Genomic DNA, 20745 nt, shown 5'->3' with positions numbered 1-20745 from the left:
AAAGGCGATGAAACCGGCGAACCTGCAAGATGGGGAGAAGGACTGGTATGGTCCGAGTTCCATCATGAGACCCCTTATCCCTACGGGGTCGATTAGGCTTCCTTACACACTTTTGTTCCTATATCCCGCGCTTGAGCAGGCCTCGGGCTGGATCGTGCACGGCGAGCCGGGCAACTGGTGGAACGAGCATGTGAACTGCGCCATCGCCCTTACCTGCGACGAGGTTTCCTTCAACGGCGTGCGCGCTTATGCCGAGCAACGCCGGCGGTACCCGGGCACCTACAACCTCGTCACCTACAACTGCCTGACCTTCTGCGACGATGCCCTGCGGGCGGGCGGCATTCGGCTTACCACCCTCAGCGGGCGCGCCATGCGCACTATCATTCCCAAAGACGCCTTCAAAGACGTGGATGGTGTGCGTGGAGCCCGGCCCTTCCAGGCGTGGAAGTACTGGTTTCCCCTCGGCGAGCCGCCGGCCGACGGGCTGCGCACCATCCAGGATGCGCCCGGCCAGGACAAGCCGCTCGAATAGCCGCGCGGGATGTTGGCCGCGGAGTTGCGCGCCGGGGTTCTTCGGATGCAACCGTCGTCGCATCCGGCGCGGGTCCGCAGCAGAGGCCACCCCACCGTGCTCTACAGGCGGCGCAGGATGTTCCAGCCGGCCATAGTGACGCAGTCGGGAACCACCTTGCCGATGAGGCGCAGGGCGGCCGACTGGGGGCTTGCGCAGGCGACGGCGAGGTGGGCCTTGTTGGCGCAGAGGGCGCGGCGCACCACGGTGCTCGCGCTCTGCTCGCCGAAGAGGTGTCCAACGTCGTGGGCGCCCCCGGATGTGCGGGCCACCTTCTCGAAGCCGGTCTTAACCCAGGTGGGGCACAGCGCCGTGGCCGTGATGCCGGTGCCGTGCAGCTCCCAGCGCAGGGCGCGGGTGTAGCGCAGCACGAAGGCCTTGGTAGCCGCGTACACGTTCATGTGGGGCAGCGGTACGAAGGCCGCGGCCGAGGCGACCTCGATGATGCGGCTGCCGCGGTCCATGGAGGGCAGTGCCGCGCGGGTCATATCCACAAGCCCGCGGCAGTTCAGGTCGATCATGGCATCCACCGCCTCGTCGGAGATGGTCTGCCAGTCGCCGAACTTGCCGAAGCCGGCGGCGTTCACCAGGTAGCTCATGCGGGGTTGCGCGTCGCCCAGGGCCGCGGCGATATCGGCGATGTCGTCCTTGTTCGTGAGGTCGGCCACGATAATGCGGGCGGGTGTGCTCAGTGCGGCCGCGACGGCTTCGAGGGCCTCCTCGTTGCGCGCGACGAGCCAAATCTCGTCGACTACCTGCATGGCGTCGATCTGCACGGCGAACTCGCGGCCGAGGCCCGACGATCCGCCGGTGATCAGCGCGATGCGCTTGGGCAGAGGCCGTGCGGGAGCAGAAGGGGCTGGTGCGGCAGGGCTTTCCGCTGCGGAGAGGGGAGTGCGGCCGGCGGGGGCCGTTTCGGAAGCTGCGGTGGGGGAGGGGGAGGTTGAAGGGCTCGCAGCGCCCTTCTCGAGGAGGATATCGTTCGTTTTCAAGGGAGCCGCCTTTCTTGCGGAATGTGCGTTCCCCAAGAACTGTATCTAAGAAAAAAGCTCGCCTGGCCTCCGCCAACGGTTTGTTGCCGTCATGTGGCTCACATGGAAGGGGACGCCGTGCCCAGCGTCCCCTTCCGCCACGTCGGCTCTCCTAGTCTTCAGTGCTGCCCTGGTAGGCCTCAACGGCCTTCACGAGGAAGTCGGTGGCGCCGGGGCCCGCGGCATCGTCGTAGTAGGCGGCGAAGCGCGGGTCGGCCAGGTACCCGCGCACGAGGCCGAGGTACTCGTCCTTTCCGTAACCCGGGCCCCAGTGGATGGCAATCCAGCGCTCGTGCATGCGGGCGAGCTCGGCTGCCTCCTCCGAGGCGGGGTCGTTTCCGGTCAGAGCCAGGCGCAGCTGCACCTTGATGGACTCCTCCAGCAGCTCCTTGGCGTCCCACTCGTCGCGGCTGAGGGCCATCATGCGCTCGTTGGTGGCGTCGATGACGGCGCTGCCGTAGCGCTCGCGGGCCTCGCGGCCATAGGTTTCCTCGAAGCTCTCAAGGCCCTGCTGCTTCAACTTCTCGAATGCGTCTTCGGTGCTCATGTTCGTAATCCCTTCGATAGCGTGTAGGGCCGCCTGCGTCCGGTGCAGGGCGGCGTCCAGCGATTTCTCCTGTGCGCGCAGGGTGCGGAGGTGCTTGAGGAGGGCGCCGTGGATGTTCGGCTCGTCGTCGCCCATGATGTGCTCGATGGCGGTCAGCGGAAGGCCGCAGGACCGCATCGCCATGATGTGGGCGAGTCGACGCTCGTCGGCGGCCGTGTACAGGCGATAGCCCGCCTCGGTGCGCGCCGGGCGCAGAAGGCCGCGCTCCTCGTAGTAGCGCAGCGTGCGCGGGCTCACGCCCGAGGCGCGGGATACCTCGCCGATGGTCTTGGGCCGCTCCTTCACGGTGTGCTCCCTTCAGGTTTCTCCGACGGCGCCAGTATGAACCTTCACGCAACGGGAAGGTCAAGCGTAGCCGTAGGCATCTTCTGCGGCGCAGCTCCCCGTGTGGTAAAAAATCCGGTATTTTGGCTTGGAATGAACGGTTTTGTTACGCGAGTACCCCAAAATGTGGGCGCGGGTATTACGCTTCCAGGCCAAACGCGACCCTTGTAATACATTTTGGCCACTCAGGAAGCGCTTCGCGTAACAAAACCGTCGTTTTCAAGCCAAAAAACGCGATTGTTGTTATCGCGGGAGCGGAGCGTTCGTAGCCGTAGGTATCTTCCACAGCGCACCTCCTCTCGCGGGACTTCGCAAGCGTAAATATAGCTTACGGCGCGGTGTCTCTCTGGCGCAACGGGCTTTTGCTGGGATCGCTCGTTTATCGCCGTTGTCGATAAGGCTCCGAAGGCGAAACGAGAGCGCTTGTGGCTTGCAAGCAGTCTTTCGGACGCGCGGCCCGCGTCGCCCGACGGCCTTTGCGGGCGGCTTGGTATACAATGGGCTGCGGAAATGACGGCGGTATGGAAAGGCGGTGGCGTGGCATGACGGCCGAGGGCTTGGACGGCTTTGCATACGAGCCGGCTTGTGCGCACGAGTCGGAGGCGGCGCGGCGCCACTACTGGGCCGTGGCCATCGGGCTGCAGGCGGTGGACGGCCTGGAGGTTTCTCCCTACGTGCGCCGGGTGGCCGATGACTACATCGCCGGCGCGCGCACGCTGGTCGAAACGGGCGAGCTGGTGCGGGCCCATCATGCCGCGGGCCACGATGAGGCGTCGCTCGAGGCCGACCTGGTCGGCCAGCGCATCGCCGAGCTGCTGGCGGCGGCCCCCTTCTGCCTCGCGCCCGAGATGCTTCCGGAGATTCACCGCTACCTGTTCCAAGACCTCGATGCGGCGGTGTACCACCCCGGCGAGTTCAAGGCCGAGCGCATGGTCAAGCAGGAGGACATCCTCAACGGCGACAGCGTGCTCTACGCCGATCCGCTGGCCTACGAGATGGCGCTCAAGGGTGTCTTCGCGGCGGAGCAGGCGAAGTCCTATGGCGCCCTTGCGAAAGACGAGCTGGCCGGTTTCTGCCACAGCATCGCCTTCATCTGGCAGATTCATCCGTTCTACGAGGGCAACACGCGCACCGTCGCCGTGTTCTCGGCGCTCTATCTGAACCAGCTCGGCTTCGATGTGTCCAACGAGCCCTTCGAGCATCATGCCCGCTACTTCCGCGATGCTCTCGTGCGGGCCATGTACCGCAACGTTCCCGCGGACATCTTCCCCGATGAGTCGTTCCTGGTGAAGTTCTACGAGAGCCTGCTCGGACGCGGGGCCGCCTCCTTCGACCGCGAGGAGCTCATCTGCCTGCCGCTGTTCGAGAACCCCGCGCTTCTGCGCAACGTCGATCCCGCCGAGGCCCTCGACACCTCGAAATTGGCGTGAATCGCCGCCTCCTTTAAGGCACTCTCTCGCTCTCACCTTGGCGGCATAGGCCGCTCTCATTCCCCCTTGACATCTCCTAGATGCAATATATACTTTGCAAATGGAAGATATATCTTACATCAATCGGCGCGAGGGAAGGAGCGGTTTGGAAGGCGAGAAGAACTTGCGCATGAAGACGGCCCGCATGGAGGCGGGTCTGTCACAATCGGATCTGGCCTGTCGCGTGGGGGCCACGCGACAGACCATCGGGCTCATCGAGGCGGGGCGCTACAACCCCAGCCTGAAGCTCTGTCGGGCCATCTGCGTCGCGCTCGGCAAAACGCTGAATGATTTGTTTTGGGAATAGGAGGGGTCGTATGAACCTCGTGAAACGTTGGAACGAGTACATGGGGCCGAAGGACGAGCGCCTCGAGGCCGTGAGCAACCGCTGCGCCAAGGTGGGCTTCATGATCCTGCTCTTCGGCTCGGTCATCTGCTGCTACTACGGGATGATGCTCGATCAGGTGGCCCTTACCACCGACACCGCGCTGGCCACGGCGGTGGGGGAGAGGCTGGTGGACCCCATCCAGCTGCAGTTCGGGGTCATCGTCGTGGCGTGTTTCGTGTCGCTGTATCTGGAGACGAGAAGCGGCATCACGAGCGACCGCATGCGCCTGGCTGCGGTGGACAAGGTGCCGTGGGATTACGTGGCGGTGCTGTCCGTTCTGACCGGCGCGCTGCTCTTCGTGCTCACGACGGGGCTGCGCATTGCGGCGGAGGTACAGATCGTCGGGGTGGAAAACGTGACCTGGGCCGGGGATGTGGCCATGGGCGTCGTCTACTTCGTCATGGGCTTCGGGCTCGCCATGGGGTTTGTCGGCCTGCAGTTCCACTCCGCCATCAAGCGCCGCCAAGAGTTGGAGCGCGAGCTGGAGGAGTAGGGACCTTCGCTGGCATACATAGCCTCATCAGGCACTTCTCGGTTTCTCCCCCATTCCGTCCAAGGCCCTCGCACGCCGCGTTGCGGCAAATTCCCCCGATCCGTTGATTCCCAGGCCGCCTTCTCCGAGGCTATGCTTCCTCTCGCCAAGGGGCGCCGGCGGTCGGCCGGCGCTCGATCGAGGAGGCGCCGAGCGTCGGCGCGCAACGTGAGGAAGGTGGATACCGTGAGCAACGGAACGAGGGAGTTTTCTCGCAGGCATTTCCTGCAGGGCGCAGGTGTGTTCGGAGCGGGCGTGCTGGGGGCTGCGGCTTTGGGCGGATGCGCCCCGCAGACGCAGCAGGCGACCGCAGCCGGCGAGGGCGATGATCTGGCCGCCACAGGCGAGGGCGGCGCGCCGGCCCAGGCCGCGTGGCGTACCGAGCCCGAGCCGCCGGCCGAGTTCGAGGATGCCGGCACCTACGATGCCGTCGTCGTCGGCCACGGCTACGCCGGCGTGTGCGCGGCGCGCGAGCTAGCGGAGTCCGGCAAGAAGGTCGTGCTGCTGGAAACCCAGGCCGAGGACACCTATGCCGCCTGCGGCAACCAGTCGGCGGCCCACAACTCGCAGATCCTGCGCCGGGTGAACCCGACGGCCGATATTCCCGAGGTGGATCCGGTGGAGTTCTTCCAGAATTGGGCCATCATCACCGGCAACCAGATCAATCAGCCCCTTGTCATGCGCTACTGCCAGAACATGGGCGCGAACATCGACAAGTACTACGACCGCGTGACCGACGAGGACGTGGCCACCATGGCGCACATGGACACGCCCGGCCCCGAGGACGACTACTCCACCATGATGGACGCCGTGGGCCCCATCAAGTTCTTCAACGGCACGGTGGACTGCTACGGCGACTGCAGCCAGACCAAGGTGCAGGGCTACAACCGCGAGGCGGCCAAGGAGGCCGGTGCCGAGTTCCGCTTCAACACGCGCGGTGTGCAGCTCATCATGGAGAACGGCGCCGTAGCCGGCATCTACGCCCTGGACAAGGGCACCGACAGCTATCTCAAGTTCAACTGCAAGGCCGTGGTCGTCGCCACGGGCGGCTTCGCTTACAACGAGGAGATGCTCTGCGACCTCATTCCCGAGATCGCCGACAACATGGTGGAAGGCGAGGTGTGGAAGGACGCGCACCAGAACGTTCGCTTCGAGGGCGACGTGTCCAACATGCAGTACCAGGGCGATGGCATCAAGATGGCCTTCTGGGCCGGCGGCCGCCTAGAGCCCTTCATTCCCGGCATGAACTCGAAGTTCATCGCCTCCCCTTCTATGATGAACTACACGCTGCCCCAGGCGGTGTGGGTGCGTCCCGACGGCAAGCGCTTCTGCAACGAGTTCTATCCCGTGGCCGAGCAGCGCGGCACGGCCAGCGTGTATTTGCCGCGCGAGCCTGTCACCTGCGTGTTCGACAACAACTTCCTGGAATACCGTCGCTATACGGTGTCCCAGCACGGCTTCACGTCGCCCACGGCCATGAACATGGAATCCATGGCCAAGGACATGGAGGTGGCGCGACAGAAGTTCGAGGGCACCTATGTGGAGCCCGAGAAGAAGGAGGAAGAGGGCCCCGGGGCCATGTTCCAGCACCCTGAGATCATCTGCGCGGACACCCTCGAGGGCCTGGCCGAGGCCGCCGGCATCGATCCCGTGGAGTTCGTGGCCCAGATCGAGCGCTGGAACGAGTACTGCAAGAACGGCCGCGACGAGGAATTCGGACGCGATGCCAAGGTGCTGTTCCCCGTGGAAGAGGGCCCCTTCTACGCCTGCTCTGGCACCACCGAGTTCGGTGAGATCATGTGCACCTGCGGTGGTCTTCTGACCGATGCGGAGCAGAACGTGCTCGGTGCCGACTTCAAGCCTATTCCCGGGCTCTACGCTTCCGGCAACGACTGCGGTCGTCGCTTCGGCTACGAGTACATCACCCCGACTTCCGGCGTGTCGCTGCAGATGGCCATCACGCTCGGTTTCGAGTGCGGCAAGTCGGTGGCGAAGTTCCTCGGCTAGGACATTCCCGTTCGAAGGCGGGCGGCGACCGGCGCCCCTCCCCTTGGCCGGCGCCGCCCGACTCTTTGCACGAGAGCCCGCAGTGCCGCGCGCATTGCGGGTGCATACAACGAAAAACGCACGTATTCAGGGCACTCCTGTCAAGGGGTGCCCTGGGCGCATGCAGGGAGCGCGGGGGCTTTTGGTATACTGGCCCGGAATAAGGAGGGGTGTTATGGATGATGCGAGCAGGTGGGGGAGCGCCAGGGCGCAATCGTGGGGCGCGGCGCTGCTGACGGTGGCCTTTCTCAGCCCCTGGGTTCCCTGCCTTCTGCATGGCGGCCTGCTGAGCGGGGAGCACCTGGCGTCCGCGCCGTTTGCCGCCTTCGCCACATGGCTGCCCGTCGGCTGCCTAGTCACGGGGACGGCGATGCTGCTCGTGCGCCTTCTGCGTGTCGAACAGGGGCCGTCCCGGCGCGCGATTTTGCTCGCCGCCGGGGCCTCCGTTGCCGGATATGCGCTGCTGGCGGTGGCGTTGCTCTTGCCGAGCGAGGAGCTGGCGGTGGCGGCCGGCGCTGTGGCGGGAGCGGCCGTGGTGCCGCTCGGCATCGTGTGGTGCGCGCAGACCAAGGTGGTCGATTTCTCCTCGATGCTCTTCCGCGGGGCCCTTATCGGCCTGGGGGTGTTCCTCGTTACCCGGATAGCGGCGTTGCTGCCGGTTGGGGGGTGCGCCGCGCTGTGGCTGCTGTGCTCTGCGGCCGTGGGGGCGTGGGTTGCGCAGCATGGCGGGAGGGGGCGGCCGAAAGAGGGCGAGGGGGATGACGTTCGCGCTGGTGCGGAGGCGCCGCTCAGCCTGCTTTCGGCACGCGGCGCCTTCTCGGTGATCGCCACGGCCGCTATCGGCCTGGTGCCCTTCGTGCTGCTGAGCAACATCTCGCCGGGAGTGACCGTGGAGAATTTCACCTTCGACTCCTCGACGGGCCTGCTCGTCGGCTCGCTGCTCACCTTGGCCATCGCCGCTTGGGCTCGCTGCGAGAAGCCCATCGCCCCCACGCTGTTCTGGACCGTGTTTCCCGTGTGCGCCGGCGTGCTCGTGGTGCTGGTGTCCTTTCCCAAGGAGACTTTCGTCTCAACGCTTTCCGCTGGCCTCGCCTTCGCGTTTTTCTCGATGATCGGGGTGTTCGCGGTCGTGTGCTGTGCCCATGCGGTTGCGCAGCGCGAGTTTCCCGCGGCGCTGGTGGTTGCGCCTCCCTTTGCGCTGGCCGCGGCGGCGTCGGTGACTGCCGGGCTGCTCGCTGACATTCAGGCCAGCTCCGAGGAAGCCGGGGCGGCCCTGATGGTGGTGGCCATGGCCTATTTCGTGTGCCTCATGCTGGCGCCGGCCTTCCAGCTGCGCCGCCTGCGCCAGGCCATGGTGTCGGACGGAGGCGACGAGGGAGCCGACGGCGCGTCGCGACTGGCCTTCGACGAGGCCTGCGAGCTGCTGGCCGCCCAGCGGTCCCTTTCGAAGCGCGAGCGCGAGGTGTTCGGCTACCTGGTGAAGGGCTACACCTCGCCCTATATAGCCAAGGCCCTGTTCATCTCTGATTCCACTGTGCGCTCCCATACCAAGAGCATCTATCGCAAGTTCGAGGTGTCCTCCCGCACCGATCTCATCGAGATCGTGCGCTCCCTCGCCGCCGACGGCTCCTAGCTTGAGGGCGGGTCCTTCCCCGGCTTGGGTGATTCGGGGGATCGTCGCCGGGTGCCCGCGGGCGTTTCGCGGCCGGCCGGGCTTCCACGGGTGCTGCCGACCGTTCCCCCGCTGGCTTGCCGCCTCGCCTTGTGCGCGCCGCAAGGCGGGCGTACAATCCCGCCTTGCGCTTTCTTGCTGATTCAATGACTCATAGTTGAGCGGGCCGCCCGGGATCTTGGGGGCGGTGCTGTGCCGTTGGCTTGGGAAGAGGCGCGCGGCCGCAGCCATCTGCCCGGGCCGCCGGGCCGACGTGCCGACGGCGCAGCTGCCGGGCCGCCGAGCCCCATCCGACACCGCCACGACCCAAGGAGCCGAGCCCCCGAACTATGCAGCAGCGCGACAAGATCAAGCCGATTCTCTTCAGCATCATCAAGCATTCCAGTCCCGAGGAGCTCAAGCGGCAAATTCCCCGCGACATCGTGGCCGGCATCGTGGTGGCCATCGTGGCCCTGCCGCTGTCCATTGCCCTGGGCATCGCCTCGGGGGTGTCGCCCGAGCAGGGCCTCTACACCGCCATCGTGGCGGGATTCCTCATCGCGTTTCTCGGCGGCAGCCGCGTGCAGATCTCGGGCCCCACGGCGGCCTTCGCCACCATTGTCGCGGGCATCGTGGCCACCGACGGCATGGACGGCCTCATCGCGGCCACCATCATCGCCGGCATCCTGCTCATCCTCATGGGCCTGTTCAAGCTGGGCGCCGTCATCCGCTTCGTGCCCTTCACCATCACCACGGGCTTCACGGCGGGCATTGCCGTCACGCTTGCCATCGGTCAGCTGAAGGACTTCCTCGGCCTGACCTATCCCGCCGGCACTGCGACGGTGGAGACCGTGGACAAGGTGGCGGCGCTGGCCGGCAACATCGCCACGGTGAACGCCCAGGCCTGCATCGTGGGCCTTGTCTGCCTGGCCGTGCTGTTCCTGTGGCCGCGCCTGGTGCCGCGGGTTCCCAGCTCGCTCATGGCGCTGTTCGCGGGCGTCGCGCTCGTGAGCGGCCTGGGCCTGGACGTGCTCACCATCGGCGACCTCTACGCCATCAACAGCGGCCTGCCCGAGTTCCACCTGCCCCAGCTCAGCTTCGCGCTGTTCCGCGACCAGCTGGCCAACGGCGCCACCATCGCCATCCTGGCCGCCATCGAGTCGCTTCTGTCCTGCGTGGTGGCCGACTCCATGATCAGCTCCCATCACCGTGCCAACGACGAGCTGGTGGCCCAGGGCATCGGCAACATCGCGTCGGTGCTCTTCGGCGGCATTCCCGCCACCGGCGCCATCGCCCGCACGGCCGCGAACGTGAAGGCCGGCGGCCGCACGCCCATCGCCGGCATGGTGCACGCGCTCGTGCTCGTGGCCGTGCTCGCCTTCCTCATGCCCTATGCGGCGCTCATTCCCATGCCCGCCATCGCGGCTATCCTGCTGCATGTGGCCTACAACATGTGCGGCTGGCGCAACTTCGCGCACCTGTGCCAGACGGCGTCGAAGGGGGCCGTGGCCACGCTGCTGCTCACCTTCGCGCTGACCATCGTCTTCGATCTGGTGATCGCCATTGCCGCGGGCATGCTCATCACCATGGTTCTGTTCATGAAGATGGTGAGCGAGGAGACCGAGGTGAAGGGCTGGAAGTACTACGGCGACGAGAACTCCGAGGTCACCCACTTGCGCGAGCTGCCGAAAAGCGTGCGCGTGTACGAGATCAACGGGCCGATGTTCTTCGGTATGACCGAGCGCATCGCCGACATCTCGGTGAAGGACTTCACCCGCTACCTGATCATCCGCATGCGCGGCGTGCCCTCGCTGGACGCCACGGGCATGAACGCCCTGGAGAACCTCTACGAGTACTGCAGCGCCCACGGCGTCAGCCTCATCTTCTCCCACGTGAACGAGCAGCCCCTGAAGACCATGCGCCGCGCCGGCTTCGTCGATTTGGTGGGGGAGGAGCACTTCCGCGCCAGCATCGACGACGCCATCGCCCACGCCCGCGACCTGCTAGGGGAGGGGGCGCCGGCGGCGACCGAGTAGCGGGCCGCAAGGGCGATGCCGGCGGCTTCTGCGAGGGAGTTTACTCCTCCGAGATATCCTGCTGCTCTTTCAACGTGTTGCGCTCCACGGCCACGAGGGTTTGGGCCGCCACCGAGGCGATGAGGGTACGGCTGGCGCCATCGAGGTCGCCGGCGGTGCAGTCGACGGCCACGACGCCGAAGATGCGCCCCTTCATCCCCAGGGGCAAGAACTTCTCCGGTACGCCGCGGTAGCCCACTTCGCCGTAGCCGGTGGGGATGCGCTGCTCGTAGCAGTCGCGGACTGCGCTCGGCGCGTCCGGGCCCGGCTCGCCCAGGGAGATCGTGACGTCCCGCCGCAGGATCTTCGCCAGGAACTCCTGGGAAAAGCGACAGGCCTCGGCGGGAGTGGTGCTCTCGAAAAGGCCGGCGCTCAGGCGATTCAGCCGGCTGAGCGCGGTGGCGGTGCGGTCGGCGGCCTGCACCTGGCGGCCCATGCGGTGGGTGATGACCCCCATGATGAGCGCCACGGCCACGAAGATGACGAGCGCCACCAGATCGGTGCGGTTGAGCACCTTCAGCTCCAGCATGGGGCTGGCGAACAGGAAGTCGTAGGACAGCAGGAAGGCAAGCCCCAGTGCCCCGCCCCACAGGCCCGAATCGGTCTCCAGGCTGGCGATGAGCACGCCGAGCACGAACACGGGGAAGACCACGAGTGTGCTCACCCCCATGAGCGAGAACCCCCACACGGCGGCCAGCCCCGCTCCGTACAGGATGGCGAGCACGACGAGGTTGCGCACCCGTCGCCGGACCGCCGGAGAAGGCGGCGTCCCCCTGCTCGGCTTCGCGGGCGCCGGCCCTTTCGTTTCCGGTGCTTTCGCGGCTTTCCGCTCGTTCCCCGTCGGCGTGGGGCCGCTTTGCCTAGGTACGATCACGACGAACTCTTTTCCACGCCGTCGAGGCGAGGGCCCTCACGCCCAGAAACAGCGGGATGATCTCGAGGCGGCCGAGCAGCATGCCCGCACACCCGATGAACAGGGGCGCCGGCCCGCTTTCGGCGCCGAGGAACCCCGTGCCCACACCGGTGCTGCCCAGGCAGGAGATGAAGTCGAACAGCGCCTCCTGCAGGGTGGCCCCGCACAGGATGAGCAGGAAGGTGCCCACGGCCGCCACCAGCAGGTACAGGGCCACGAAGGTCTGGGCCTCGGACACGTCCTCGTCGGTGAGCACCGAGCGTTTCCCGAAGCGATTGATTTTGATGCTGGTCACATGCCACTTGTTGCCGTAGCGCCCGTGCAGGTCGTGGGCCAGGCCCCGGGCGGCCACGGCAACGCGGTACAGCTTGATGCCGCCGGAGGTGGAGCGGGCCTCGGCTCCCGCGAGCATGAGCAGGCCGAACAGGAACAGCAGCGCCGGACTCAAGTCGCCGAAGGAGGGAATGGTCTGAAACCCCGTGGAGGTGAGCACCGACACCACCTGGAACAGGCTGTGGCGCAGCGCATCGGGCACGTCGGCGGCGGTGCCCTGGGCCAGGAAGAAGCCGGCTACCACCGGCGTGGCGATTGCGACGGCGCCGAAGTAAAGGGGCGTCTCGATGTGGGTGAGAAGCGCCTTGAGCTTCCCCCGCAGAAGCAGGAACAGCAGCAGGAAGTTCGTGCCGCCGGCGATCATGAGCACGATGGTGATGCCGTCGATGAGGGGGCTGTGCCAGTAGGCGATGCTCTCGCTGTGGGTGGCGAAGCCGCCGGTGGGCACGGCGCACATGGAAATGTTCAGGGCATCGAAGGGGGTCATGCCGGCCAGCCCGTAGGCGAGGGCGCCGCCCAGGATGAGCCCCGTGTAAATGAGCAGGATGAGCCGGGCGGTTTTGGCGGCGCTCGGCAGCAGGTGGTCGGTGTGGCCCTCGGCGTTGTACACTCCCAGGCCGCCCGTTTGGCTGACCACGCAGGTGAGGATGAGCACCAGCCCCACGCCGCCGAGGTAGCAGGTGAGGCTGCGGTAGAACAGGAAGATGGCGGGGCAAGTGTCCACGTCCACGACGCTCAAGCCCGTGGTGGTGAGCCCGCTTGTGGATTCGAAGACGGCCTGCATGGGGGTGAGCAGGCCTGCCGCCACATAGGGGACGGCGTACACGATGATGGCCAGCACCCAGACAAGCACCGTGCATGCGGCGGCTTGCCCCCGTGTCAGACGCATGGAGGGGCCGGGGTCGGGCACGGCGAAGTACACGAGGTATCCCGCCACTGCTGCCCCCAGGCCCGGGAAGATGAAGCAGGGGGCCAGAGGCACCTCGGCGGGATGAGCTGGCAGCACGGCCAGGGGAACGAGCCCTGCCAGGCCGACGAACATGACGGCCACGCCCACGTAGCGGGCGAGCGGGGCCAAGGGGTGCGGCCGCCCCTCGTTAACCGCGCCCACAACTACGCTCGGCGAGATGGCGCTGCTCCGAAGTTTCGCCATGGCGGCTACCTCCGGTCTTTCCCGATCCGGTGCCAGGAGCCCAGAAGCGAAAGGAGCGAGCCACCCTCCTCGCCGCCGTCCTCCTCCGGATCGATGTTTTCCTCGTCGTCGGGCTCGCGCTGGTCGGCGTCTTCCGCGGCCGCTTCGCCCTCGTCCGGGGCCACGGCGCCGATGGCGTCGCGGATAGCCTGGGTGAGAGCGGCCGTGGCGCTGATGGCCGCAGTCACGCCCAGCTGGCGAAAGATGCGCGTGTTCTCCGGATTGGAGACGATGCACAGTTGCAGGCGGATATCGAGGAAGGCCTTGGCCACCTGGCAGATGGCCAGGTTGTCGGCATCGTAGCCGGTCAGGGCCACAATGGCGTCGAAGCCGGCCACGTCGGCATCTTCCAGCACCGATCGCTTGGTGCCGTCGCCCCAGATCACCGTACCCTCGTGGCGGCTGGAGAGATACTCGCAGAAGCGGCGGTCGTCGTTGATGACCACCACGGCCTCGGCCTCCTCGGCGAGCGCCCCCATGAGGTAGTCGGCTCGGGTGCGGCCGCCCACAATGACCACTCTCATGGGGTCTCACCGCCTCGGGCCAGGTCGGTGAGGCGGAAGAACTCCGCTTCGCAGATGCGGTGGGGGCAAATGGGCTCGATGCCCCGATCCTCCAAGATTTCCACGAAGGCCTCGTCTTCCACGAGGGGCAGCACGTGGGGCACGCCAAACACCTCGCTGGCCACTTCGGCGATGAGCAGGTTGGCGGCATCGTCGCTCGTGGCGGCCACCAGGTGCGTGGCCTCGCGCACGCCGCACTCCTCCAGCATCTGGGCGCTCTTGCCGTCGCCGGTGATGATCTCACCGTCGAAATCGTCGCCCAGGGCGTCTAAGGCGCCTTCCTGCATGTCCACGGCAATGACATCGTGGCCCGCACCCGAAAGCGCCCGGGCCACGGCCGTGCCGAACATGCTGCACCCCACCACGATGATGCGGGCCCGCTTCGCCATCCTAGGCCTCCCTTCCCGGTGCCGCGCCCAAGACGCCCGGCTTCACCGGGCCGCTTTGGGCACGGCCCGCGGTCTTCGGTGCGGTTTCGGGCGCGGCCGCGGTTGCGGCGGTTGTTTCGTTCGTCGTCTCGTCCATGACCGTCATGGTAAGGCTTTAGCGCCGCCTTGGACGGCCCGTTGCCCTCTTGTTCGCAACTTGGCACCTTGGGAAGGGGCTGCTTCGCCGCAGGCGTCCCCTGCCATGGCCGACAGGTGATCTTCTCCGGGTTCGGGCTGTCGCGCAAAGCGTGGGGCGTATCGAGCAAGCTGCCGAACGCGTCCAAAGGGCGAACGATCGAGCCCGCCTCCTCAAGGCATTGATGAGCCCTCTTTCTCTGAGATACCATGTGCCCTGCCGCAAAGGTGCTCGAATCTGGCAGACAGGCTCTTGCCGGAGCTGGCGACGGCAAAGCGCCGCGTGCGATAGGGAGCGTTCCGATGAATGGGAAAACCTACGAATTCGAGGCGGAATTGAAGAAGGTGCCCGACATCGACGGGGCTTATGTGGAGTTTCCCTACGACGTTCGGGAGGAATTCGGGCGCGGACGGGTGAAGGTGCGCGCTACCTTCGCCGGCGTGCCCTATGATGGAAGCCTCGTGCGCATGGGAACGCCCGGCCACATCATCGGCGTGCGGAAGGACATCCGCGCGGCCGTGGGGAAGCAGCCCGGCGATACGGTGCACGTGACTGTTCGCGAGCGAGCCTGAAGGGGAAGCCATGGGATTGTTTGACAGCTTGAGGCCGGCCGACATCAACGTCGGGGTGCGGGAGTTCCGCGAGACGCCGGGGGCGAGGCTCATCGACGTGCGCACGCCGGCGGAGTTTGCCGACGGCCATATCCCCGGCGCGGTGAACGTGCCGCTGCAGCAGATCGGCTCCATAGCGGCAGCGGTGCCCGAGGCGGCCACGCCGCTGTTCGTGTACTGCCTGAGCGGCGGTCGCAGCGCCCAGGCCGCGGCGGCCCTGAAGCGGGCGGGCTACGGCGATGTGCGCAATATCGGCGGTATTGGGAGCTGGAACGGGGAGGTGGAGCGCTAGATGAAGGTCGTCATTATCGGGGGCGTGGCCGGTGGCGCGAGCGCAGCGGCGCGGCTGCGTCGGCTGGACGAGAGCGCCGAGATCGTCATGTTGGAGCGCACGGGCTACGTGTCCTACGCGAACTGCGGGCTGCCCTACTACGTGGGCGGCGTTATCGCCGACCGCGCCGAGCTGACGCTGCAGACGCCGGAGCGCTTCCGCGAGCGCTTCAACATCGACGTGCGCGTGGGCAGCGAGGTGACCGCCATCAACCGGGAGGCGAAGACGGTCTCGGTGCGCGAGGCGGAGACGGGCCGCATCTACGAGGAGCCCTACGACAAGCTCATCTTAGCGCCGGGGGCCGCTCCGGTGGTGCCGGCGGCCGTGTCGCTGGATTCGCCGCGGGTGTTCACCTTGCGCACGGTAGAGGACGCCCTGGCTCTGCGCGCGTTTGTGACCGAGAAGACGCCGCGCCGGGCCGTGGTAGTCGGCGGCGGCTTCATCGGCATCGAGGCCGCCGAGAACTTGGTGGAGATGGGCGTGGAAACCACGCTCGTGCAGCGACCCGCGCAGCTGCTGAAGCCCCTGGACGCCGACATGGCCGCCTTCGTGCACGCTGAGATGCGCGCCCACGGGGTGCGTCTCGTGCTCGGCGGCTCGCTGGAGGCGGTGGACGAGGACGCCTGCGGTCTTGTCGTGCGCCTCGGCGACGGCGAGGCGCTGCCGGCCGATCTGGTGGTGCTCGCCATCGGCGTGGCGCCCGAGGCGCATTTGGCCGCCGAGGCGGGGCTCGCCCTCGGCCAGCGCGGCAGTATTGCTGCCGATGCGTCCATGCGCACCTCTGATCCGGACATCTTCGCCGTGGGCGATGCCGTGGAGGTGACTCACGGCGTGACGGGAAAGAAGGCGCTCGTGGCCTTGGCCGGCCCCGCCAACAAGCAGGGACGCATCGCCGCCGACGTCATCTGCGGTCTTAACAGCCGCTATGGCGGCTCCTGGGGCTCGTCGGTCATCAAGGTGTTCGATCTCACCGTGGCGTCCACGGGCCTCAACGAGGCGGCCGCCCGCGCCCAGGGCTACGATTACGACGCGGTTATCCTGTCGCCCGGCTCCCACGCCGGCTACTATCCCGGCGCACGTCCCCTGACCATGAAGGTGGTGTTCGAGAAGGGCACGCTGCGGCTGCTCGGCGCCCAGATTGTGGGGGCCGAGGGGGCAGACAAGCGCATCGACGTTCTGGCCTGCGCCATGCAGCTGGGAGCCGATGGGGTGCGCCTGAAAGATCTGGACCTGGCCTACGCGCCGCCCTATTCCTCGGCCAAGGACCCCGTGAACATGGCCGGCTTCATGATCGAGAACGTGGCCGCCGGCCTGATGAAGCAGGCCGGCTATGACGAGATACCGGCTCTGCGCTCGGCCGGCGCCACGCTGCTCGACGTGCGCACGGGAGCGGAATGGGATCGGGGCCACATCGACGGATTCGCGCACATTCCTCTGGATGAGCTGCGCGACCGCCTGGGCGAGCTGCCGGCCTCGGCGCCGGTCTACGTGACGTGCCAGTCGGGCCTGCGCAGCTACGTGGCCTGCCGCATGCTGGCCCAGCACGGCTTCGATGCCTACAATTTCCGCGGCGGCTACGGCTTCTACCGCGTGGTGGCTGCCGACGAGGAGCCGGTGCGCTGCGCCCGCCCCTGCGGTGCCGAGCGTTAGGGACTGAGCGCCCGCTTCGGATGGGTCCTGGATTGCTTCGGGGCGAGAAGGGAAAAAGAGAGGGGCGACGGGCCCCTGCGCGAAAAGAGGTGCGCCTCGAAGACGGGGCGCACCGCGGCAACTAAGGAGACTGGCATGGCATTGACCGTCAAGCGTTTTCACGAGCTGAGCCTGGACGAATATCACGAGATGCTGAAACTGCGCTGTGCGGTGTTCGTCGTGGAGCAGCAGAGCCCCTACCAAGAGGTGGACGACGCCGACAAGGAGGCGCTGCACCTGTGGCTGCGCGACGGGGACGGCGCGCTTGCGGCCTATGCCCGGGTGCTGCCGGCCGGCGTGACCCACGAGACCCCCTCCATCGGCCGCGTCATCGCCGCCCAGCGCGGCACGGGGGCAGGGCGTCGCATCATGGAGGAGGCCATCCGCGTGGCCCAAAGTGAGCTGGGCGCCGACGTCATCACCATCGAGGCCCAGGTGCAGGCCCGCGGCTTCTACGAGAAGCTCGGCTTCAAGCAGACCTCCGACGAGTTCGACGACGGCGGCATTCCCCATATCGAGATGCGCCTGACGCGCTAACCTATCCGGCCGGGGCGGCCCGGGATATGCTGGGGCGGCCTGTGCGGGCGAGAAGGGAGATACCATGAACCAGCGCGAGATATACTTGGCCGGAGGCTGCTTTTGGGGTACCGAGGCCTACCTGAAGCGCATCCCCGGCGTTCTGGAAACCGAGGTCGGTTACGCGAACAGCGCCGTGGCCGACCCCAGCTACGAGGAGGTGTGCTCCGGCGAGACGGGCGCGGCCGAGGCCGTGCGCGTTACTTACGATGCCGATGTGCTGCCGTTGCCTCTGCTTCTGGCGGCCTACCTGCGCACGGTGGATCCCTTCTCGCTGAACCGCCAGGGCAACGACCGCGGCACCCAGTACCGTACGGGCATCTACTGGATCGACGACGCAGACCGGGCCGCCGCGATCTCGGCGCTGGTGAGTCTCGCACGCACCAGCGGCAAGAACCCGCGCATTGAGGCTGCCCCGCTCGTCAACTTCTCTCCCGCCGAGGCCTATCACCAAGACTACTTAGGCCGCAATCCCTTCGGTTACTGCCATGTGAACCTCGCCGACGCCCGCGTTTTCGTGGAAGAGCACGCCGCCGATTTTGGCTCCGCCCGATAACCGGCCAGCGTTACTGCATCAATGGCAGTGCCCTCCGCTTCGTCTCCGCTGACAAGCTAGAAGCCGAGGGCTACGGCTACCTGCGCTGCATCGTGCCTTGATGAAGAGAGAGCTCCATCTCCAATTCAGGCGGTTGGCAATATTCGAATTTCGAAATACACGGATAGAGTGCGCTTTTGTTGCAGGATATTGTGTTGAGCAATAATAGGTGGCCGCCTGTCGCTACGGCTCGAAAGGGAGTGAGCAGCGGCAGGCGGCCGATAGGGGATGGCCTAGTCTTTGTCTTGCGTAATCAAGTTGGACTAGAGACGGTTCATTCGATAAATCCTCTGGATAAGAGCGATTCAGAGGCGTAATTCTTTAAAGGCTGCCTCCAGGGCGGCCTCCTTTGTTTGGATTAGCAAGCTAGGTCCAGTGGCGGACGATTCGGGCAGAGCCGCAATGTCGCAAACTGCCTCGGGATGGGCTGCCTGCAGCTCATCGAGAGGGCCGAATTCGATAGCTCGCTGGCCGCACGCAGCGACACATGTCGGTGACCCATCGACCTCTCGAGTATCACGGCAAGCGTAGCACTTTCCCGAAATATTTTGATCGGGAAGGTAACGCGGTACGCCGTAGGGACAAGAGTTCACGCACTGCTGGCAGCCGATGCACACGCCGTCGTCGTGCTGTACCGTCCCGTCGTCTTCTGACTTATACATGGCACCCGTTGGGCATGATCGCACGCATGCGGGATTCTCGCAATGGTTGCATGTTGCCGCGAAGTGGTACATACGTGCGTTGGGGTATTGACCGGTTTCGTAGGTGTATACGGTTCGGTAATTAATCCCTATGGGAAGTTGGTTGCGCTGTTTGCAAGCCACCTGGCATGTCTTGCATCCTACGCAGCGCTCCATATTGAAGAAAAAACCAAGCTGTGTCATTTCTGCACCTTCCTAGCATCTAAGCCGACGCCTGAATAACTGACTGCCATTCGCAGTCTTCGTCAAGCTCGTCGTCCTCCCATTTTTCGATATTCACCCATACATTGTTGTGCCCTGTGACGCCCATGCCGCTCGGTTTGCCGCCGATGAGGGTGCTTCCACATCCGCCACGATCGATTCCCTCTTCGTCTATCTTCGGCCAGCAGCCATTCGGGAGACCGGCGGTGCCTTCCATGATGAGGCTTGTTACGCAAACCTTGCGCAAGATACTTCCCGCGGCACTTGAGATATGAGCGACATCTCCGTCGGAGATGCCCAGGTTCTCCGCGTCTTTCGAATTGAGCAAAAGAGGCGCCGGCCATGCCTCGCGTAGCGTCAGTACGTTCGAATAGGTGGATCCTGCAGAGCGAGGATAGTGCGGACTGAAGCACCGGAAGCGGTAAGCTTCGGGCTTTGTTTGCTCCGAGTAGATGGGATAGGGCTTGAACGTGCGACCATCGAAACTGATCATGTTGAACGTTTCGGCTTTTGCTTGGCAGAACAGCTCAAACTTGCCCGAAGCAGATGGCAATGGATTGGCGTCGGGGTCTGCAAAAAAGTCCGCTAATCCGATATGGGTAAAGGCATCCCCGGCTTTCCGTTCAACGGTATAGATACCCTTTTCCTTGAATTCGCTCAGGCCGATTTTCCCTTCCTGAGGGGCACCCTCTACCCCCATTTCGTCTATATCGCTCTGCGTGATCGTAAATAGTGTTTCGTATTCCCCCTTCTCGTTCATGACCGTTGCGCCAGCCATTTGGTTATAGAGGGCCTGCTGGGGGCTCACGGGATAAACTTGGGCAGGATCGTATCCGAGTCGCTCGAGAAGTTGCTCGTTGACCCACCGATTTGGCTTTGCTTCGTCATCGGGACTGGCGACAACAGAGTAATAGCATACCTCCTCTCGCCTTGTTCCCAGGCTCTCCTGCTGCTGTCTGCCTGCTAAGGGAAGAACGATATCGGCATATACGCAATCCATTTTGGGGACATGGTCGCGCATAACTACGAAGTCCACCTTTTTAAAGGCCTCGATTCCCCTCAGAATGTCTGCGCCCGCCCGAAGAGCGGACGAAAACTCTCCCCAAATCAAGTGTATGTCGCATTCGCGTTCCTCGATCGGGCGCCATTGGCCACCCCAGCATATGCCGACGTTGCTGTATCGTCCGTCGAGTACGGCGTTGTAGAGCTCCAGTCCGTTCACGTTATCGTCAGCGGCAGTGCGAATGATGTTGCTGCCGGTTTCCCTCACGACGACTTTTTCGTCGGGTGAGCATAGCGGCACGCACGAAGACACGTCCCATCCATCACCGCCTTTGCCGAGCTTTACCAACGCAGGGCCACCGCAACCGCTGCCGTCTACCCATAGCGGTCCATAGCAGTTTCCGGGTTTTCCCATATGGCCGCCCATGCAAGCGATAGTCAGGAAAAGCTGGGGAATGTCTTCTGAACCGGAGCAGCGTGCTGCAGCGTAGCCGTGAGACATCACGACGTTGTCTTGCTTGCCCACGGTGCGGGCGAATTCGGTGATTGTTGACTCGGGCGTGCCGCAAATTGCGCTCGCCCAGCTGGCGGTTTTTGGAATGCCATCGTACTGGCCGAGCACGTAACCTTTGATGTTCTCGTTGAGGGTCGCGTCTGTGTGAGTTAACTTTGTCCGGATTCCGGGTCGCTCCCCTGTGCCACAGGAAGAGGGCCCCTCCTGTATCCTCTCGGGTTGTCTAGGCCGGAGACGGAGAGGAAGGACCCTCCATGCGCGATCAT

At 65.3% G+C, this 20745-nt stretch carries 21 protein-coding genes; 12 read left to right on the top strand and 9 right to left on the bottom strand.

Annotation, left to right across the window (positions count from 1 at the left end; genetic code table 11):
- Window positions 1-532, top strand: a 532-nt coding sequence (locus F8D48_RS10085; RefSeq protein ID WP_205717380.1) for a C97 family peptidase, incomplete at its 5' end; no start/stop codon positions are given.
- Window positions 533-633: 101 nt separating this feature from the next.
- Here F8D48_RS10085 and F8D48_RS10080 read toward each other — a convergent pair.
- From F8D48_RS10080 to F8D48_RS11705, 3 genes are all read right to left on the bottom strand, one after another.
- A complete protein-coding gene (locus tag F8D48_RS10080) occupies window positions 634-1563 on the bottom strand; it encodes an SDR family NAD(P)-dependent oxidoreductase (protein ID WP_170272799.1) in 930 nt (309 codons plus the stop codon).
- Window positions 1564-1714: 151 nt separating this feature from the next.
- A complete protein-coding gene (locus tag F8D48_RS10075) occupies window positions 1715-2494 on the bottom strand; it encodes a MerR family transcriptional regulator (protein WP_151431758.1) in 780 nt (259 codons plus the stop codon).
- Window positions 2495-2672: 178 nt separating this feature from the next.
- Window positions 2673-2819 (bottom strand): hypothetical protein, encoded by a 147-nt coding sequence (locus tag F8D48_RS11705; RefSeq protein WP_170272798.1) that lies wholly within the window; start codon window positions 2817-2819, stop codon window positions 2673-2675.
- Window positions 2820-3075: 256 nt separating this feature from the next.
- On the opposite strand from F8D48_RS11705, the gene F8D48_RS10070 reads away from it, so the two are divergent.
- From F8D48_RS10070 to F8D48_RS10045, 6 genes are all read left to right on the top strand, one after another.
- Complete coding sequence (locus F8D48_RS10070) at window positions 3076-3963, top strand: Fic family protein (RefSeq protein WP_151431763.1); 888 nt, start codon at window positions 3076-3078, stop codon at window positions 3961-3963.
- Window positions 3964-4108: 145 nt separating this feature from the next.
- Window positions 4109-4309: a helix-turn-helix transcriptional regulator gene (locus F8D48_RS10065; protein WP_028026758.1), complete on the top strand. Its 201-nt coding sequence runs from the start codon at window positions 4109-4111 to the stop codon at window positions 4307-4309.
- A 10-nt stretch (window positions 4310-4319) separates the two neighbouring features.
- Window positions 4320-4883: a hypothetical protein gene (locus F8D48_RS10060; RefSeq protein ID WP_151431754.1), complete on the top strand. Its 564-nt coding sequence runs from the start codon at window positions 4320-4322 to the stop codon at window positions 4881-4883.
- Between the two features lie 225 nt (window positions 4884-5108).
- Window positions 5109-6929 (top strand): FAD-binding protein, encoded by a 1821-nt coding sequence (locus tag F8D48_RS10055; RefSeq protein WP_240806310.1) that lies wholly within the window; start codon window positions 5109-5111, stop codon window positions 6927-6929.
- 214 nt (window positions 6930-7143) lie between these two features.
- Complete coding sequence (locus F8D48_RS10050) at window positions 7144-8601, top strand: helix-turn-helix transcriptional regulator (RefSeq protein WP_170272797.1); 1458 nt, start codon at window positions 7144-7146, stop codon at window positions 8599-8601.
- 368 nt (window positions 8602-8969) lie between these two features.
- A complete protein-coding gene (locus F8D48_RS10045) occupies window positions 8970-10655 on the top strand; it encodes a SulP family inorganic anion transporter (RefSeq protein ID WP_151431748.1) in 1686 nt (561 codons plus the stop codon).
- 40 nt (window positions 10656-10695) lie between these two features.
- Here F8D48_RS10045 and F8D48_RS10040 read toward each other — a convergent pair whose 3' ends face one another.
- The 4 genes from F8D48_RS10040 to F8D48_RS10025 form a co-directional block, all read right to left on the bottom strand.
- Window positions 10696-11433: a DUF4118 domain-containing protein gene (locus F8D48_RS10040; RefSeq protein ID WP_150839482.1), complete on the bottom strand. Its 738-nt coding sequence runs from the start codon at window positions 11431-11433 to the stop codon at window positions 10696-10698.
- Window positions 11434-11554: 121 nt separating this feature from the next.
- The gene (locus F8D48_RS10035; protein WP_151431746.1) at window positions 11555-13093 is read right to left on the bottom strand and encodes a TrkH family potassium uptake protein; all 1539 of its coding nucleotides are present in this window, start codon (window positions 13091-13093) and stop codon (window positions 11555-11557) included.
- 5 nt (window positions 13094-13098) lie between these two features.
- Complete coding sequence (locus F8D48_RS10030; RefSeq protein ID WP_016309464.1) at window positions 13099-13656, bottom strand: potassium channel family protein; 558 nt, start codon at window positions 13654-13656, stop codon at window positions 13099-13101.
- Window positions 13653-14084 (bottom strand): potassium channel family protein, encoded by a 432-nt coding sequence (locus F8D48_RS10025; RefSeq protein WP_151431744.1) that lies wholly within the window; start codon window positions 14082-14084, stop codon window positions 13653-13655. Before F8D48_RS10025 ends, F8D48_RS10030 begins: the two co-directional genes overlap by 4 nt.
- 477 nt (window positions 14085-14561) lie before the next feature.
- Here F8D48_RS10025 and F8D48_RS10020 point away from each other — a divergent pair, with 477 nt between their 5' ends.
- The 5 genes from F8D48_RS10020 to msrA all read left to right on the top strand — a co-directional run bounded on the left by F8D48_RS10020 (window position 14562) and on the right by msrA (window position 18022).
- Window positions 14562-14831 carry a DUF1905 domain-containing protein gene (locus F8D48_RS10020; RefSeq protein WP_151431742.1) on the top strand — a complete coding sequence of 90 codons (270 nt, stop codon included), beginning with the start codon at window positions 14562-14564 and terminating at the stop codon, window positions 14829-14831.
- Between the two features lie 10 nt (window positions 14832-14841).
- Window positions 14842-15162 (top strand): rhodanese-like domain-containing protein, encoded by a 321-nt coding sequence (locus F8D48_RS10015; protein WP_151431740.1) that lies wholly within the window; start codon window positions 14842-14844, stop codon window positions 15160-15162.
- On the top strand, window positions 15163-16851 hold the full coding sequence (locus tag F8D48_RS10010) for an FAD-dependent oxidoreductase (RefSeq protein WP_151431738.1): 1689 nt from the start codon (window positions 15163-15165) through the stop codon (window positions 16849-16851).
- 135 nt (window positions 16852-16986) lie between these two features.
- Window positions 16987-17427, top strand: a complete 441-nt coding sequence (locus F8D48_RS10005; protein WP_151431736.1) for a GNAT family N-acetyltransferase — start codon at window positions 16987-16989, stop codon at window positions 17425-17427.
- A gap of 64 nt (window positions 17428-17491) precedes the next feature.
- Complete coding sequence (gene msrA / locus F8D48_RS10000; protein ID WP_151431734.1) at window positions 17492-18022, top strand: peptide-methionine (S)-S-oxide reductase MsrA; 531 nt, start codon at window positions 17492-17494, stop codon at window positions 18020-18022.
- Window positions 18023-18366: 344 nt separating this feature from the next.
- On the opposite strand, the gene F8D48_RS09990 is transcribed toward msrA, so the two are convergent.
- Window positions 18367-18918: a 4Fe-4S dicluster domain-containing protein gene (locus tag F8D48_RS09990; protein ID WP_240806311.1), complete on the bottom strand. Its 552-nt coding sequence runs from the start codon at window positions 18916-18918 to the stop codon at window positions 18367-18369.
- A gap of 46 nt (window positions 18919-18964) precedes the next feature.
- Window positions 18965-20587, bottom strand: coding sequence for a molybdopterin dinucleotide binding domain-containing protein (locus F8D48_RS09985; protein WP_151431730.1), 1623 nt, complete (start codon window positions 20585-20587; stop codon window positions 18965-18967).
- Window positions 20588-20745: the final 158 nt, after the last annotated feature.

Source organism: Adlercreutzia muris, assembly GCF_008831045.1.
Classification (GTDB): domain Bacteria; phylum Actinomycetota; class Coriobacteriia; order Coriobacteriales; family Eggerthellaceae; genus Adlercreutzia; species Adlercreutzia muris.
The sequence above is the reverse complement of the archived record's forward strand: the minus strand, read 5'-3'. Positions and strand labels throughout refer to the sequence as shown.

Coding starts and splice junctions, on each gene's coding strand:
- F8D48_RS10070 (WP_151431763.1), top strand. CDS start 3,076: ATGACGGCCGAGGGCTTGGACGGCTTTGCATACGAGCCGGCTTGTGCG.
- F8D48_RS10060 (WP_151431754.1), top strand. CDS start 4,320: ATGAACCTCGTGAAACGTTGGAACGAGTACATGGGGCCGAAGGACGAG.
- F8D48_RS10050 (WP_170272797.1), top strand. CDS start 7,144: ATGGATGATGCGAGCAGGTGGGGGAGCGCCAGGGCGCAATCGTGGGGC.
- F8D48_RS10045 (WP_151431748.1), top strand. CDS start 8,970: ATGCAGCAGCGCGACAAGATCAAGCCGATTCTCTTCAGCATCATCAAG.
- F8D48_RS10035 (WP_151431746.1), bottom strand. CDS start 13,093: ATGGCGAAACTTCGGAGCAGCGCCATCTCGCCGAGCGTAGTTGTGGGC.
- F8D48_RS10030 (WP_016309464.1), bottom strand. CDS start 13,656: ATGAGAGTGGTCATTGTGGGCGGCCGCACCCGAGCCGACTACCTCATG.
- F8D48_RS10025 (WP_151431744.1), bottom strand. CDS start 14,084: ATGGCGAAGCGGGCCCGCATCATCGTGGTGGGGTGCAGCATGTTCGGC.
- F8D48_RS10020 (WP_151431742.1), top strand. CDS start 14,562: ATGAATGGGAAAACCTACGAATTCGAGGCGGAATTGAAGAAGGTGCCC.
- F8D48_RS10015 (WP_151431740.1), top strand. CDS start 14,842: ATGGGATTGTTTGACAGCTTGAGGCCGGCCGACATCAACGTCGGGGTG.
- F8D48_RS10010 (WP_151431738.1), top strand. CDS start 15,163: ATGAAGGTCGTCATTATCGGGGGCGTGGCCGGTGGCGCGAGCGCAGCG.
- F8D48_RS10005 (WP_151431736.1), top strand. CDS start 16,987: ATGGCATTGACCGTCAAGCGTTTTCACGAGCTGAGCCTGGACGAATAT.
- msrA (WP_151431734.1), top strand. CDS start 17,492: ATGAACCAGCGCGAGATATACTTGGCCGGAGGCTGCTTTTGGGGTACC.
- F8D48_RS09990 (WP_240806311.1), bottom strand. CDS start 18,918: ATGGAGCGCTGCGTAGGATGCAAGACATGCCAGGTGGCTTGCAAACAG.